At 32.3% G+C, this 15,831-nt stretch carries 14 protein-coding genes and 1 pseudogene; 10 read left to right on the top strand and 5 right to left on the bottom strand.

Annotated features, from left to right (window positions below; all coding sequences use genetic code 11):
- Positions 1-557: 557 nt before the first annotated feature.
- The 9 genes from tilS (at position 558) to ACVC5O_RS07385 (ending at position 12,538) form a co-directional block, all read left to right on the top strand.
- Complete coding sequence (gene tilS, locus ACVC5O_RS07425; RefSeq protein ID WP_452220843.1) at positions 558-1,871, top strand: tRNA lysidine(34) synthetase TilS; 1,314 nt, start codon at positions 558-560, stop codon at positions 1,869-1,871.
- A complete protein-coding gene (locus ACVC5O_RS07420) occupies positions 1,871-4,279 on the top strand; it encodes a cytochrome c biogenesis protein CcdA (protein WP_452220842.1) in 2,409 nt (802 codons plus the stop codon). The genes tilS and ACVC5O_RS07420 overlap by 1 nt, the downstream gene beginning before the upstream one ends.
- Positions 4,280-4,282: 3 nt before the next feature.
- Positions 4,283-5,905 (top strand): adenine deaminase, encoded by a 1,623-nt coding sequence (gene ade / locus ACVC5O_RS07415; RefSeq protein ID WP_452220841.1) that lies wholly within the window; start codon positions 4,283-4,285, stop codon positions 5,903-5,905.
- The gene (locus ACVC5O_RS07410) at positions 5,905-6,861 is read left to right on the top strand and encodes a YheT family hydrolase (protein ID WP_452220840.1); all 957 of its coding nucleotides are present in this window, start codon (positions 5,905-5,907) and stop codon (positions 6,859-6,861) included. The genes ade and ACVC5O_RS07410 overlap by 1 nt, the downstream gene beginning before the upstream one ends.
- A gap of 199 nt (positions 6,862-7,060) precedes the next feature.
- Positions 7,061-9,538: an ATP-dependent Clp protease ATP-binding subunit gene (locus tag ACVC5O_RS07405; RefSeq protein WP_452220839.1), complete on the top strand. Its 2,478-nt coding sequence runs from the start codon at positions 7,061-7,063 to the stop codon at positions 9,536-9,538.
- 63 nt (positions 9,539-9,601) lie between these two features.
- Positions 9,602-10,048 carry a hypothetical protein gene (locus ACVC5O_RS07400; RefSeq protein WP_452220838.1) on the top strand — a complete coding sequence of 149 codons (447 nt, stop codon included), beginning with the start codon at positions 9,602-9,604 and terminating at the stop codon, positions 10,046-10,048.
- 2 nt (positions 10,049-10,050) lie between these two features.
- Positions 10,051-11,397 (top strand): DUF5458 family protein, encoded by a 1,347-nt coding sequence (locus ACVC5O_RS07395; protein WP_452220837.1) that lies wholly within the window; start codon positions 10,051-10,053, stop codon positions 11,395-11,397.
- 80 nt (positions 11,398-11,477) lie between these two features.
- On the top strand, positions 11,478-12,128 hold the full coding sequence (locus tag ACVC5O_RS07390) for a hypothetical protein (protein WP_452220836.1): 651 nt from the start codon (positions 11,478-11,480) through the stop codon (positions 12,126-12,128).
- A 2-nt stretch (positions 12,129-12,130) separates the two neighbouring features.
- Positions 12,131-12,538, top strand: coding sequence for a hypothetical protein (locus ACVC5O_RS07385; RefSeq protein WP_452220835.1), 408 nt, complete (start codon positions 12,131-12,133; stop codon positions 12,536-12,538).
- A 15-nt stretch (positions 12,539-12,553) separates the two neighbouring features.
- On the opposite strand, the gene ACVC5O_RS07380 is transcribed toward ACVC5O_RS07385, so the two are convergent.
- Entirely contained in the window at positions 12,554-13,219 is a 666-nt protein-coding gene (locus ACVC5O_RS07380; RefSeq protein ID WP_452220834.1) for a hypothetical protein, read from the bottom strand.
- A gap of 3 nt (positions 13,220-13,222) precedes the next feature.
- Positions 13,223-13,729, bottom strand: a complete 507-nt coding sequence (locus ACVC5O_RS07375; RefSeq protein ID WP_452220833.1) for a hypothetical protein — start codon at positions 13,727-13,729, stop codon at positions 13,223-13,225.
- Between the two features lie 171 nt (positions 13,730-13,900).
- Between ACVC5O_RS07375 and ACVC5O_RS07370 the strand changes: the two genes are divergently transcribed.
- On the top strand, positions 13,901-14,647 hold the full coding sequence (locus tag ACVC5O_RS07370) for a M91 family zinc metallopeptidase (protein WP_452220832.1): 747 nt from the start codon (positions 13,901-13,903) through the stop codon (positions 14,645-14,647).
- A 10-nt stretch (positions 14,648-14,657) separates the two neighbouring features.
- On the opposite strand, the gene ACVC5O_RS07365 is transcribed toward ACVC5O_RS07370, so the two are convergent.
- The 3 genes and pseudogenes from ACVC5O_RS07365 to ACVC5O_RS07355 all read right to left on the bottom strand — a co-directional run.
- Positions 14,658-15,044 carry a hypothetical protein gene (locus tag ACVC5O_RS07365; protein ID WP_452220831.1) on the bottom strand — a complete coding sequence of 129 codons (387 nt, stop codon included), beginning with the start codon at positions 15,042-15,044 and terminating at the stop codon, positions 14,658-14,660.
- A 344-nt stretch (positions 15,045-15,388) separates the two neighbouring features.
- The gene (locus ACVC5O_RS07360; RefSeq protein WP_452221066.1) at positions 15,389-15,454 is read right to left on the bottom strand and encodes a hypothetical protein; all 66 of its coding nucleotides are present in this window, start codon (positions 15,452-15,454) and stop codon (positions 15,389-15,391) included.
- 1 nt (position 15,455) lies between these two features.
- Positions 15,456-15,831, bottom strand: a pseudogene (locus ACVC5O_RS07355) (hypothetical protein); the annotation flags it as partial.

Genomic DNA, 15,831 nt, shown 5'->3' with positions numbered 1-15,831 from the left:
TGCAGTCTCAGTTTTCAGTCTCAGTCTCAGTCTCAGTTTTTCCCAAGAAGATAGTTGCTTATAAGTAATCAAGTTAAATAGTCGTGAAAATTAGTGAAATTCGTGTCTAAAAAAACTTTACGCATGCATTTTTAAACCTCTGCACACCTCTGCGTAATAAAACACAATCTAATAGTTTTATAATCATGAAAATTAGTGCAATTCGTGTCTAAAAAACTTTACGCATGCATTTTTAAACCTCTGCACACCTCTGCGTAATACAACACAATCTAATAGTTTTATAGTCGTGAAAATTAGTGCAATTCGTGTCTAAAATATCTTCACGTATGTATTTATAAACTTCTGCACACCTCTGCGTAATAAAACACAATCTAATAGTTTTATATTCGTAAAAATTAGTGAAATTCGTGTCTAAAAAAACTTTACGCATGCATTTTTAAACCTCTGCACACCTCTGCGTAATACAACACAATCTAATAGTTTTATAATCATGAAAATTAGTGAAATTCGTGTCTAAAATATCTTCACGAGAATAAAAATAATACTAACTTTAGCACGTGTTAAAACCTTTCCAAAAACATATAAACCAAAACCTATCTTTCCTAAAAGGAAGCAAACTCCTTATCGCTATTTCTGGAGGATTAGACTCTGTGGTATTAACACACTTATGTTATCAAGCAAACCTTAAATTTTCTTTAGCACATTGTAATTTCAATCTAAGAGGAAACGAAAGTAATGCAGATGAAGACTTTGTTTTGCAACTTGCTGAAGACCTAGATTTAGAAGTGTTTATAGAACATTTCGAAACCCAAGAATATGCTACAAAACATAAACTGTCCACACAAATGGCAGCAAGAGCATTGCGTTATAATTGGTTTAATGATTTAGCCAATCAGTTACAATTTGACTACATACTCACTGCACATCATGCAGACGATAATCTCGAAACCTTTTTAATTAATTTTACCAGAGGAACAGGTTTAGAAGGCCTAACAGGAATCCCAGAAATTAACGGAAATATTATAAGACCATTATTGCAATTTAAAAGAGAGGAATTAGAAGGCTACGCAAAAAGCAATAGTATTAAATGGAGAGAGGACAGCAGTAACGCTACTACAAAATATTTGAGGAATAAGCTAAGGCATGATGTAATACCTGTTTTAAAAACGTTGAGTCCAGACCTACTGTCAAATTTTAAAAACACACTAAATAATTTAAACGATACAGCAGATATTGTAGAAGAAAGTGTGCAAGCTGTTTTAAAACGAGCTATTTTACAAATAGACGACACTCAAATAAGTTATAAAATTTCAGCACTAATAAAACTCAATAATCCAAAAGCGTATCTGTTTGAAATTTTTAAAAGCTACGGTTTTACACAATGGGACGACATTTATAAGTTGCTTACTGCACAAAGTGGTAAATTGGTCTATTCTGCTACACACCAATTACTAAAAGATAGAGAGACATTAATCTTAACTCAAAACACTTCAAAATTAAATAGCGATACTAAATTTATTGTAAAAACCAACAAGCAATTGCAATTACCAATTGGCATTTTAGAGTTTGAAGAACTAGATTTAGAAACCGTTAAAAACGCAAATACCATCCACGTTGATAAAGATTTGTTAAAATTCCCACTTTCAGTAAGGCAATGGGAAAAAGGAGACTATTTTTATCCTTTTGGAATGCAAGGAAAAAAGAAGTTGAGTAAATATTTTAAAGATGAAAAGCTATCTTTGTTGGATAAAGAAAAAATTTGGATTTTATGTTCTGAAAACAATATCGTTTGGATTATTGGCAAACGCGCTGATAACAGGTTTAAGGTTTCAGAATCCACTAAAAATATATTAAAAATTACTATTACATAATGAAACATTTTTTAGGAATTTTACTAGCATTTATTACGTTTTCGACTTTAAATGCTCAAGATATAAAAGTAAAATGGACAACAGAGGTTGAACAAATTACAGACACAGAATACAACTTAATTTATAAAGCTGAAATTAAAGACAAATGGCATTTGTATTCTCAATTTATTCCAGAAGAAGCGACAATACCAACATCATTTTCTTATAATGAAGATCAATTAGGTGAAACTTTTGAGTTAATTGGAAAAACCGAAGAAGGAAATCCAATAGTAGCCTTTGATAAAGTGTTTCAAATGGATTTGCCTTATTTTGAAAAGGAAGCCACTTTTGTACAAAAAATAAAACTTTTAAAAGGTGATGTTTCTTCAATTGAAGGAGAAGTTAGTTACCAAGCTTGTGACGATGAAAGCTGTATTTTTGAGAGTGAAATTCTAAACTTCAACCTTACTGCTAACTCTTCAGCGAAAGCGAAAAACAACTCACAAATATATGAACCAGTACAATGGTCGTCTAAAGCTAAAAAGCTTTCAGACGATGAATATGAGCTAGAATACACAGCCACACTAGATAATAAATGGCATATTTATTCTCAAAAAGAATTAGAATTAGGTCCAATACCAACAACATTCGATTTTAAATTTCCAAACGTTAACTACAAATTAGAAGGTAAAACCGAAGAATCCCAGACCACAGAAATTTTTGAAGACGCTTTTGGGATGACAGTGTGGTACTTTGAAAACAAAGCTGTTTTTAAACAAAAAATAAAGCTCCTAAACAAAGACGCAAAATATATAGAGGCAGAAGTGGAGTTTCAAGCTTGTGACGATGAAAAATGTTTACCACCAAACACACATTTGTTTAAAACCTCTTTAGATGGTAAAACAGAGACTAAAACAGTAGCAACAATGGATGAGCGAAGCATAGCTTTGTCCAATAAATTAGATTTAGGTGTCACTGGTTGGGATAAATATGAGCAGGAAGATGTGAAGGAAAAAAGTAATTTCACCATATTTCTATTAGGGTTTTTAGGAGGTTTAATTGCGTTATTAACTCCTTGTGTATTCCCAATGATTCCGCTTACTGTATCATTTTTTACTAAAAGTGCAGGCAATGCTCAAAAAGGAATTGGAAACTCCATAATGTATGGCTTCTTTATTTTATTAATTTATTTTTTATTGAGTTTACCATTTCACGTTTTAGATTCTTTAGACCCAGAAATCCTAAATAATGTCTCTACAAATGTGACGCTTAATATTATCTTTTTTGTGATATTTATACTGTTTGCATTTTCATTCTTTGGTTATTTTGAGTTGACTTTACCAAGCTCTTGGAGTAATAAATTAGACAGTAAAGCCAATAGTATTGGAGGTTTAATAGGTGTATTCTTAATGGCTTTAACTTTGGCTATTGTTTCGTTTTCGTGTACAGGTCCTATTTTAGGAACCTTATTAGGTAGCTCATTAACAAGCGATGGAGGAGCCATGCAACTTACACTTGGGATGACAGGTTTTGGTTTAGCCTTAGCCTTACCATTTAGTTTATTTGCTATGTTCCCAAAATGGTTAAACTCATTGCCAAAATCTGGTGGCTGGTTAAACACTGTAAAAGTGGTGCTTGGTTTTATTGAGATTGCACTTGCTTTAAAATTCTTATCTAACGCAGACTTAGTAAAACATTGGGGAATTTTAAAAAGAGAAGTATTTATTGGTCTTTGGATTATAATTGGTATTGGATTAGTATTGTATTTACTTGGTAAAATAAAGTTTCCGCACGATGGACCTTTCAAAAAAATAAGCTTTAGTAAATGGGCTTTTATAATTTTAGTAGCCTCTTTTGTAATCTACTTAATTCCAGGATTAACCAATACAAAATATGCTAATTTAAAATTGTTAAGTGGTTTCCCACCACCTTTGCCTTATAGTATTTATCAAAAGGATTCCGATTGTCCTTTAGGATTAAATTGTTATAAAGATATAGACGAAGGTATTGCAGCTGCAAAAGAACAGAACAAACCAATTATGTTAGACTTTACAGGTTGGGCATGTGTTAACTGTCGTAAAATGGAAGAGCAGGTTTGGAGTAAAGATGAAATTTATAATATGCTTAATGACGAATTTATAATTATATCGCTATACGTAGATGATAAACGTGCACTCCCAAAAGAAGAGCAGTTTAAATATTTAAAACCTAGTGGAAACCTTAAAAACATAAAAACTATTGGAGATAAGTTAGCGACTTTACAGACTATAAATTTCCAAAATAATTCTCAGCCTTATTATGTGTTGCTAAATCATGATATGGAATTATTAAACCATACCATAGCATACACACCAAATGCTGAGGTTTATTTTAAGTGGTTGGAACTTGGATTGAATAATTTTAAGGGAGAAGCACAAGAACAAAACTAAATTTTGAAAACACTAAAAGGAAATATAGTAAACATTGTAAACAAACGCATTTACAAAGGAGAAGTAACTATCGTAGATGGAAAGATTGCAACTATTACAGAAGCAGATAATTCGAGCAATCACTATATTTTACCTGGCTTTGTAGATGCTCATATCCATATAGAAAGTTCCATGTTAGTACCAAGCGAATTTGCTAAACTAGCAGTACAACATGGTACAGTTGCTACAGTTTCCGATCCGCATGAAATAGCCAATGTTTTAGGAGTAGCAGGAGTTGAGTTTATGATTGAAAACGGAAAACAAGTGCCTTTAAAATTTAACTTTGGTGCACCAAGTTGTGTGCCTGCAACCAGTTTTGAATCTGCAGGAGCGATTATAGATGCTGAAGACATTAAAACTCTAATGCAAAATCCAGATATTAAATATTTGGCAGAAATGATGAATTATCCAGGTGTTTTGTTTGATGATGAAGACGTCCTGAAAAAAATAGAACACGCCAAACAAAACAATAAACCAGTAGATGGTCATGCACCAGGAGTTAGAGGAAAAGATATCACAAAATACATTGCAGCAGGAATAAGTACAGATCACGAATGTTTTACTTATGATGAAGCCTTAGAGAAACTCCAAAAAGGAATGAAAATCCTTATTCGAGAAGGTAGTGCAGCAAAAAACTTTGAGGCTTTAATAGATTTATTACCAGAACATTTTGAAAACATGATGTTTTGTAGTGACGATAAGCATCCAGACGATTTAATGATTGATCATATTAATAAGTTATGTGCAAGAGCAGTCGCTAAAAATATAGATGTGTTTAAAGTGTTACAAGCCGCTTGTATTAACCCTGTAAAACATTATAATTTAGAAGTTGGAATGCTTCGAGTTGGTGATGCAGCAGATTGTGTTGTGGTTGAAGATTTAAAAAATTTTAAAACGCTTCAAACCTACATAAATGGTGAATTGGTTTATGATTTCGGAAAAGTAAATATTAAAAATATAGCTTTTAAAAATCTGAATAATTTTAATACTGAAAAGAAAACTATTGAAGATTTTAGAATTAATTCTTCAGCCGAAAAAATTAGAGTAATTGAAGCCTTAGAAGGTCAGCTAGTCACTAATGAACTTATTGAAGAAGCCACTCTTTTAAATGGAAACTTAGTGTCTAATACAGAAACAGACATTCTAAAAATGACCGTTGTTAATCGTTATAATAATGATAAGCCAGCAATTGCATTTATTAAAAATTTTGGATTAAAAAAAGGAGCAATCGCAAGTTCTGTTGGCCACGATTCGCATAATATTATTGCAGTTGGAGTTTCCGACGCAGCTATTTGTAAAGCAGTAAACCTAATTATAGAAAATAAAGGTGGAATTTGTGCAGTTAATTCTTCCGAAGAAAAAATTGTGCCTTTGCCAGTTGCAGGTATAATGAGCGATAAGGATGGAGAAACTATTGGTAAGCAATACGCTGCTTTAGATGTTATGGCAAAAGAGTTAGGCAGCAATTTAAAAGCACCTTATATGACGTTGTCTTTTATGGCATTGTTGGTGATTCCTGCCTTAAAATTAAGTGATAAAGGCTTGTTTAATGGAGATGAATTTAAATTTACAAGCCTAGAAGTATAATGCCAATATTAAATTCTACTTTTAAACCTCCATTTCTATTTAGAAACGGAAATATAGCGACTATATATTCTGGTTTAATTCGTAAGGTAAAATTAGACCAAAAAAGAGAGCGAATAACACTTAGTGATAACGATTTTTTAGATTTAGATTGGAGTTATTCAAAACAAAAATCAAATAAGGTTATCATATTATTACATGGATTAGAAGGCCATGCACAACGACCTTATGTTACTGGGTCTGCAAAATTATTTAATGAAAATGGAGTAGATGCGGTTTGTGTAAATTTTAGAGGCTGTAGTGGAACGCCAAATTTAAAATATTACAGTTACCATTCTGGTGCAACAGAAGATTTGCACGAAGTGATACAACATATTTTAGAACATAAAAACTATTCAGAATTATACATTAAAGGCATTAGTCTTGGCGGAAATATTACTCTAAAATATTTAGGAGAAGATAGAGAGATCCCTAAGCAAGTAAAAGCAGGAATAGCAATTTCTACACCTTGTTTTTTAGAAGGCTCTGCTATAGAGTTACATAAATTTAAAAACAAACCTTATGCAATTCGGTTTAAAAAACATTTAGTAGATAAGTTAATACCAAAATTAAGTCAATTCCCTGAAAACATAAGTGTTAAAGAAGTTAATTCAATTAAAACTTTAAGAGATTTCGATGAGGTTTACACGTCTAAAGCACATGGTTTTAAGGATGCAATTACGTATTACACAAAATCTAGTAGCCTTCAGTTTATACCAACTATTAAGGTGCCAACATTACTTATTAACGCTTTAAACGATTCGTTTTTATCACCAGAATGTTTTCCTGTAAAAGAAGCAAAAAACAACCCTAAAGTATTTTTAGAAATGCCAAATTATGGAGGTCATGTTGGATTTATTCAAAAAGGTGGAATTTATTATAATGAACAGAGAGCTTTAGAGTTTATTAATAATTTATAAACTAATTTTTTACTAAATAGATAAAGATTTATAGACTCATTTCTCGTTTAAATACTATTAGTAGCGTTAAAGAGTAAATAGTTGGTTTTCTCTTTTTTTATTTCTAAATTAGATTTGCCTTATGTCATAAAACACACCTACACTGTTAACCATTTACGTTTAATAACATTAATAATATACCAAAAACAAACCACCATTTATGGCAGATTATGTATTATCTAAGACTTTAAAAGAGGCAATTCATATTTCTCAGGCAATCGCAAGAGAATATTCTCATAAAAATTATGCTCCTGCGCATTTGCTTAAAGCATTAATGCATAAAAACATAGGATTAGTTAAGTATTTAGAAAGCATAGGTCAGGATGGTTATTATGTAGAGGAATGGGCAGAGGTACGCTTAGAGTCACTACCTAAAACCACAAAGGTTCCAGAAAATCCTTCTGCAGACGATAAAGTGGAAGCTGTTTTTTACGAAGCCGATACTATTAAACTAAAATTAGGTTTAGAAGAGGTTAACGAGTTTTGTGCACTTATCGCACTATGTACACCTGGAGTAGGTTTCACTTTTGAGCAATTAAAGTCTTTCTCGTTAACACCAAAAGAAATTTTAGACACATTAACAGTAAATACAGATGGAGAAAAAGGAGCTACTATTGCAACACCTAAAGCCTCAAAACCAAAAGGCGCTACAGGTACACAAACACTATCTCAATATTGTATAGATAAAACTTTAGGCGCAAGTAATAATGAGTTAGATACTATTTCTGGACGTGAATCCGAAATAAAAATGATTGGAGAAATTCTTGGAAGACGCTCAAAACCAAACGTGCTAATTCTTGGAGATCCTGGAGTTGGTAAAACCGTTTTATTTAATGGATTAGCGTATGCCTCTGTAAATAATAATGTGCCAGAACATCTTAAAAATGCTAAAATATTCGAATTAGATTTTATTAATTTAATTTCTGGAGCAGGTTATAAAGGCGAAATAGAAGACCGTTTAAAAAAAGTAATTGAGGAAATAAAACAATTTCCAAAAGCTATTCTTTTGGTGGATGAAATAAATAACTTAACCGATAAAAACCAAGGCAATCAAGGCTTAGCAAACTTATTAAAGTCTGAATTGTCTAAAGGCGAATTAACCGTTATTGGTACTGCCACTAACGATGCGTATAGAAAGCATATAGAAGTCGATACAGGCTTATCCAGACAATTCGAAATTGTAAGATTAATGGAGCCTAATGAAGATGAAGCGCATAGAATGATTAAAAACACAGTTTCTTATTATACAGATCACCACAGTTTAGAAATCGATTCCGAAACTATAAAAGAAGCCATTAGACTTGCAAAGCGTTACAATAAAGAGCGTAGTTTACCAGATTCTGCTATTGATTTAATTGATAGAACAATGTCTGCCGCAAAATACATGATTGAAACTTCTGTAGATGAAATAAATAGCATTAAAACACATCTCGAAGAATTAAAAAACAATAAAGAGTTTAAAAATGAAGCTGTATTGAAAGAACAAATATGGCAATATGCACTAATGAAAAATAAGTTAAGCTATTTACTTTTTGATGAATTAGGCGATGATAACCATTTTGAAAATGTAAAAACGCCAAAACAAGGATTTAAAGCTTTAGAAAAGATGCTATCTCAATTAGAGAAAATAGCTTCAAAAGAAAAAACAAGTATCACTAAAAATGATGTCACTTCTACAATAGCCAATAAAACAGGTATTCCAACAGGAAAATTGCAAGCCGACGAAAAAGAGCGTTTATTAAATATGGAAGCAGTGCTTCAAAAACGTGTAATTGGTCAGGATCATGCCATTAGCGTAATCACTTCCGCAGTTTTAGAATCGCGTTCAGGATTAAGTAAACCAGGATTACCCGTAGGTTCTTTCTTCTTTTCTGGACCAACAGGTACTGGTAAAACCGAATTGGCAAAATCCTTAGCAGAATTTCTTTTTCAAGACGAAACGGCAATTATTCGTTTTGATATGAGTGAGTTTAAAGAAGAACATTCTGCGGCACTTTTATACGGAGCACCTCCAGGTTATGTAGGTTACGAAGAAGGTGGTTTGCTGGTAAATAAAATTAGACAAAAACCTTATTCTATTGTCCTTTTTGACGAAATTGAAAAGGCACACCCTTCGGTTTTCGATATTTTTCTTCAAATTTTAGACGAAGGAAAACTAAGTGATAGATTAGGTAAAATAGGTGATTTTTCTAACGCAGTTATCTTATTTACATCAAATATTGGAAGTCAGCATATTGTAGAGTCTTTCGATAAAGGCATTATTCCAAAATCTAACGACCTGCTAGAAATTATGGGAAGTTATTTTAGACCAGAATTTTTAGGACGATTAACCGAAATCATTCCATTTTCTCCAATTACTAAAGAAAATGTGGTTAAAATATTTAAAATTCAATTAAAAGGATTGCTTAAAGCCTTAGAAAAACAAGATATTACTTTAAACATATCAGACAAAGCAATGGTTCACCTTGCAGAAAAAGGATTTACACCAAAATATGGTGCACGACCATTAAGAGGAGTGATCAGAACAGATTTAAGATCACCATTGTCTAGAATGATAATTTCTGGCGATATCACAAAAGGCGCAAAAGTGTCTTTAGATTTAAACACAAAAAAAGAATTAAAGTGGCAATATAAATAAGTTGAAATAACTATAAATTGCTTATATTTATCGTAAACAAAGAATTAATTAAACCAAAATAATATGGATACTTACGGATTAGGTGGCACAGAAGTGAAAACAGATGCTAATGAAGCCATACAAGAAATACCTCAAAACAGAACACTTTTTGTAGAAAAACTAACACAAGATCAACCCATTAAACCAGAAGTTGTTACTGGCTTAAAAACGGTGGAAGAAGTTTTTGAACACTACAACCCAGAAGTAGAAGTAGAGTTTGAAGATGCTGATGGTGTTGGCAAAAAAGAAAACTTAAATTTTAAAAATTTAGGCGATTTTGGAGGCAAAGGAATTACAAGACAAAGTAAGTTTTTAAAAGACCTTAATACAGAAAAGGATCAGTATATTAAAATCGTAAAGCAATTAAAAACGAATAAGATTCTAAAAACAGCTTTAGAAAACCCAGAAGCAAAAGCCTCTTTATTAGAAGCTATGCGTGCATTATTAACAGAAATTGAAGAAAGCAAATAATTATGGCAAAATCACAACAACAATTTTCTCCAGTAGAAAATCCAGCACAATATTTAAAAGAAAAAAGTGAACAACTTGCCAAATATGGAGGTTTCGATCTGTTAGAGTCTTGTATAGAAGGTGTTCAAAATATGAACCCAGAACGTAAGGCAAGAAAAAAAATATTTCTTACAGAGAACGCTAAAAAAGAAGATAGAGAGCAACTAAAAAAAGTGTTAGAAATTTGGTCTTCTATACTATCAGATTCTGATAGTATTTCTGAAATGGTAGAAGCTTCTGAAGAAAAGTCTAAATCTGCTAACGATTCTTTAAAGAAAAATTTACACAGAGCATTGGATGCAACAAATGATTTAGAGCGTTCTTACAGATCTATGGCTTTATTTTACAAAAATACAGAGTCTGATAAGTTGAAGAATATTTCTATAATGAATGCAGAGCTTGAGCAAGTTAAAGATTTAGATAATACTAGATTTATTGATGCTGTTGCAGAAGAATTAAAATCGACGTACGATAGATTAGATTTAAGAGAAAACTATGGTTTATTAGTAATACCAGGTTATTTAGGTTCTAATAAAGTAGTAGAAAAGTGGGCAAAAATTGCACACGAAAATAAAGCAATGTTAGTCACAGATTTTGAGCACTTAGATGAGCCAGATGATGTTATGGAAATGTTTGAAGCTGCCAATTTAACAAGTGGAGATAAGTACAAGTCTAATGTAATTATGGCTTGTAACTGGCTTGTTGGAAGAGGTAAAGTAGATGAGGTAGGTGAGGAAGACGATTTATATGTTCCACCAGCAGGAGCTTTAGCTGGAAAAATATACCAAACCTTAATGTCTCAGGTAACTGCAGGTAAAAAGTTTGGTGGTATTAACGAAATAGATGGTGTACGTTTTGATCTTAAAAAAAGCGAAATTGCTCATTTAGAGAAAATGGGATTAGTACCTATGGTTAATGAGTATGGTAAAGTTATGGCTTTCTCTGCAAAAACATTGTTTAATGGAGATAACCTTGGCTTACAAACCTATTCTGTTGTTAGAGTATTTGATTATGTAACAAAAGTATTAATGGATTTCTTAAACCGTCGTGCTTTCGAAAACTTTAATGCCAAAACCAGAAAAGAATTAATGGGACAAATTGTTAAGTTCTTAGATGGGATTACAGGACCAGATAAACTTATTGAAGATTTTTCAATTAAAAGATTTGAGCAAGATCCAAATCAAAAAGATCGTGTGTTTTTAGATATCCACATGAAACCGTATTTCCCAGCCAAAAACTTTATGATTAAAATGGATGGTCAAAAAGGAGATGATGGTACAGAATGGGATGCGGATTACGAGCAGCAATAAATAAAAAACAATTTACCAACCTCTTCTTAATTACTCTAAGAAGAGGTTTTTTGTTTAACATCAAATATAGTAGTTAAAATATGCCATATTACTCTAAAAATACAGATAGGATGGACATCCATATCGAAGCAGATAGAGGGACAATATTGATTAAACAAAAATGGCAATATACTTGGCTTAAAGATGCTGCAGCTTCGGATTGGAGTTATATTGAAAAGAAAACATTTCATAAAAAAGCAGACAACCTTATTTGGAATAATTGGGGAAATTATTTTTATTTAAAAGTTTCAGGTAGTTCAGATTTTGCTAAAAAATATGCCAATGTAAAATGGGATGTGAATTTTGATATAGAATGGGTTTTAAAGTCAGAACATTGGAAAGTTTTTGTAACTAAATACCCTTCAGATTACAAAGATAATCCAACAAGCAGTGTAAGTTGGGGAAGTAAAAAAATTAATCTAGATACTAAAGACACCAGTTTAAGACAGCGAGAACATGATAGTAAATACTATTATCAGTATCCATTAACGCATGAATTTGGTCACTCTGTAGGAAACTCTATTTATGCAAGTACCAATATGCATGGCGATGAATATAACTCTGCTAGTAGTTACTACAATGATAAGAGAAGTTTAATGAATATTGGTAATACGCTAAGGGATAGGCATTTGGATTTTGTGCTTTCACAATTAAACACTATGCTTGGTAATACTACGTTCTCAAAATATTAATTATGAAAATTTATGCTATACTAATATGTGTGTTGTTTTTAAATTGTAATACTAAAAATAAACAAGACCAAACAATTACTTATAATCAAGACTCCAAGCCTAAAGTAGAGTCAAAAATTCAGACTATGGACTTTAAGGATATTATGTCATTAAATAAAAATGAGGCAATAAAAAAGTATGGTAAGCCTATTAAATCACATTCTGAAAGTTTAGATAATTTGCAAGGTGAGTTTTATAACAGTTTACAAGATGCTTATAAAGATTTAAAAACAACTCCTACTTTAATACAAATTGAAGAATTAATATGGACAAAAGATTCGCTACATAACATAACAGTTTGGTATCAAAAAGAAGCAAAAGAAAGTCTTCCAAAAGCACATTTAATTTGGGAAAAAGGTTCTGAATTTTAGTAAAAATATCATGTACTACTCGTAAAACTGAATTGTTTTATACGCTCCAGATACAGCAACTACATCTATAATTTGTTGTTTAATAGTTTGCATTATTGGATTCGAAACCTTATAATCTGTAGAATAGATTAAAAATAGTTTGTCTTTTTGATGCACCCAAATCCAATTAATAGTTTTAAAATGAATTTCGGTTTCTTTAAAATTCTTTAAACTTTCGAAAGCAGATTCTGCTTGTTGTGGCGTTTTAAAATGCCATTCTTCAATTGAAATATAACTAGAATTAGTATTCTCTTTTGGTAACACAAAAGCATAATTAATGCTAGAAACTTCTAAAAAATCTTTATTCTTAAAGTCTTCCGCTAAGGATTCCAAAAATAACTTTTCATCATAAATTTCTTTAGTGTCACTTAATTGATTCGGATCGTTAGTAAAAGGATAGTCTGTAAATTCCTTAATTAAACCCTGTGTAATTAATGCAAGGTTATTGGATTCAATAACTGTTTTTGTTGCTAAATAATTGGAATTATATACTGTTATTGAATCTGTTGTTTTTGTAGGGTTTTCACTAGTTATAGTAGACTCTATAGTATGGCCTTCTGTTTGTGGAGCTTTTGGTTTAGCTTCATTTTTACAACTAATAATAACAAAAACGAGTATAGTGATGTATAATTTCAATTTCATAATTTATAATTTTTTCAATGCTGGTTTAACTGCAGCCATATAATCTATGCGTGCATATTTATTATTGCTAACCTCAGCCATACTACTACAATCTGCCAACTCCATTATTAAATTATTAAATTTATCCCACTCTCCACCACCACATATTTCTATACAGCCAATAGAACCATAAGTTCCATCTAATGGCTTGATAGGTCCTCTGTGCACAAAAAAACCAGCATAAACTCTCCAAGCTTTCTCTCTCATAGTTGTTATATAGCTCCATGTAAGTGTATAAGATTGAGCATCCTGTAAACCTACCATATGTGCATTAATTGTAGAGGTTCTTTTAACACCAAATCGTATGGCTTTAAATTTTTTTTCTACATCTTTTCCGGATTTATCTTTACCTTTTACTGTTACTACATATAAAGGCACTTCATACTTTATTCCATCTGGTCTATAGGGATAGCTTGTTAATTTGGCAATACCATCTTTTGTACTAGTAACAGTAACGACAACTCTGTGCATTTGAAAAGTATAAAAGTTTAATAATTTAATTTTCGCAAATCATATTTATCTAAATTACTAATTAATATGTTACTAATCAATTTTGAGACACAAATTTAATTTTCTTTTATACGCACAAAATAGGTTAACCTTTGTCCTTTTTGAGTATTAATAAATAAACCGAAAAGTATTATGGCTATTAGAATTAGAAGTAGAGGAAGTCAACCATTACAACAAAGGTATGAGCAGTCCATTCAGGCAGTAATAAACGACATACAAGTTACCAATACTGGTAGAATTGTAGTTAGGCATTTAGAACGATCTAGTAGGCGAGTTACTATTTCTCCATATCTAGCTGCTGGAGGCAATAATGCTAGTGCTACTCCAGGAAACGAGCTTTCTGGTGGTACTTTTACAGCAGATAGAATTGCTTCTGGTACAGGTTCTAAAATAGCGTTTAGTGTAGAACGAAGTACGATGTCTGCTCACGTTCCGCAAGGTACTGCAGATGAGGTGTTGCTACACGAAATGTCTCATGCATTGCGTCAAGTCACAGGTACAGAGCGTTTAGCAAGAGTAAATGGCACAGTAACTTTGTTGCCTATGGCGAGTTATGAAAATGTTGAAGAATTTTTTGCTGCTATGGTAGCTTCTGTGCACTCATCGGAATTAGGACGTGCATTATTAGGAAACCATGGGAGTTGGCCATTACGAAATCCAGAGGTTTTAAATAGGCCTCCGTTTTCAACTCGATTACGACAAATATGCGAGCGCATGCCAGATTTTACACGAGAATTGGCGCAAATACCAGTTTCTGTCGCTCCTTTTAATCCGTTTAGAAATGAAATAGAAAGGAGTAGAGTAGGTGTGCCAAATACATTTTTCTTTCCAAATACATTGCTTAGCAACGATTTACTTTCCGATATATTAAATCGTTAATTTTTAGAATTTATACAGATTCTTTTTTACGAAACCTTTTAAATGCTAGAGCAACACCAGCACCAATTAAAATATAAATTCCGTATTTAGTCAAAAACGAATCGGCTTTACTTTTTACAACATAAGGATCGTTGGCTTCGTACTCAATATCTATAATATCTCCAACCTCTTTAAAAGTCCCTAAAAATGGCACGCTTAACAACCTTACTTTGCTGGTAATGTCCTCACCAGATTCTGTTGTAAAATTCACTGTTGCAGTTGCAGTAGATCGTCTTCCACTTACTTGAGCATCTAACTCTGTGATTTTAGCTTCGGTTTGAATGTAGGTTGGTTGGTCTTGATTCACTAGACTTACTGAGCAAATCATATACGTTAGGGTTAAAAGAAGCAATTTCATAGTTGGTTGATTTGTTAAATTGATTAATTACTTTAAACTTAAGATTAATTAATAACATAATCAAAATATTGGTGCTAAACTAAATTTGAAAGGTGAGTCAATCCTGAGATTTATAAACTGCTTCTTCAGCAGCATAATACCTAAATCTATTATAATACAACCCAGTTTAGCCAGCGCACCAGCTCGCCCATCACTATTTCATGTCCACTGGACATAAAATTTCCGCTCTGTCGCATACTGTCCTTGATATCTAAACGGACAATCACTTACAACTCCTTTTGCTAACTTACTTTGCCACGTTGCCAGCTGGCCTATTCGCTAAAAAGGTTTACCAAACCTTTTATTTACGCTCCATCCTCATAAATATCATACTCTGCTTGCCACGTTTTTTCACCTTCGCTATTATACATTTCAACAGGAGTCCCTAAATAATCGGTGATAATAGAGTAGGTGTCCTGTTTTGTTATTTTTGCGGCAGGTTTTCTCCATTGCGCCAGCTCGCCTCTGCACTAAAATAGTCCACTGGACTATTTTTTGACGTTTGATCGCATCAAAAATCCAAGTTATAAGGTTGTCTAGTGGTTCTGGTTTGTCGTTTTCTAGTATGCCTTCTTCGTTAACAACTAGTTTTGGTCTGTCTTGTAAGTTGTATTGCCACTCGTGTAGAGGTACGTTTCCGTCCCAAATAAAGCGTGTAATTTTTGCTTTATTATCTATAGACCCTTCGACTGCGCTCAGGGAGACAATACTGCGAGATGTTGATTTTAATTTGGCAGTACGTCTGCCT

Source organism: Lacinutrix salivirga (assembly GCF_053604675.1).
Note: the sequence above shows the minus strand (reverse complement) of the source record. Positions and strands in the feature narration are given on the sequence as shown.

Coding starts and splice junctions, on each gene's coding strand:
- ACVC5O_RS07395 (WP_452220837.1), top strand. CDS start 10,051: ATGGCAAAATCACAACAACAATTTTCTCCAGTAGAAAATCCAGCACAA.
- ACVC5O_RS07390 (WP_452220836.1), top strand. CDS start 11,478: ATGCCATATTACTCTAAAAATACAGATAGGATGGACATCCATATCGAA.
- ACVC5O_RS07370 (WP_452220832.1), top strand. CDS start 13,901: ATGGCTATTAGAATTAGAAGTAGAGGAAGTCAACCATTACAACAAAGG.
- ACVC5O_RS07375 (WP_452220833.1), bottom strand. CDS start 13,729: ATGCACAGAGTTGTCGTTACTGTTACTAGTACAAAAGATGGTATTGCC.
- ACVC5O_RS07420 (WP_452220842.1), top strand. CDS start 1,871: ATGAAACATTTTTTAGGAATTTTACTAGCATTTATTACGTTTTCGACT.
- ACVC5O_RS07385 (WP_452220835.1), top strand. CDS start 12,131: ATGAAAATTTATGCTATACTAATATGTGTGTTGTTTTTAAATTGTAAT.
- ACVC5O_RS07405 (WP_452220839.1), top strand. CDS start 7,061: ATGGCAGATTATGTATTATCTAAGACTTTAAAAGAGGCAATTCATATT.
- ACVC5O_RS07410 (WP_452220840.1), top strand. CDS start 5,905: ATGCCAATATTAAATTCTACTTTTAAACCTCCATTTCTATTTAGAAAC.
- ACVC5O_RS07380 (WP_452220834.1), bottom strand. CDS start 13,219: ATGAAATTGAAATTATACATCACTATACTCGTTTTTGTTATTATTAGT.
- ACVC5O_RS07400 (WP_452220838.1), top strand. CDS start 9,602: ATGGATACTTACGGATTAGGTGGCACAGAAGTGAAAACAGATGCTAAT.
- ACVC5O_RS07365 (WP_452220831.1), bottom strand. CDS start 15,044: ATGAAATTGCTTCTTTTAACCCTAACGTATATGATTTGCTCAGTAAGT.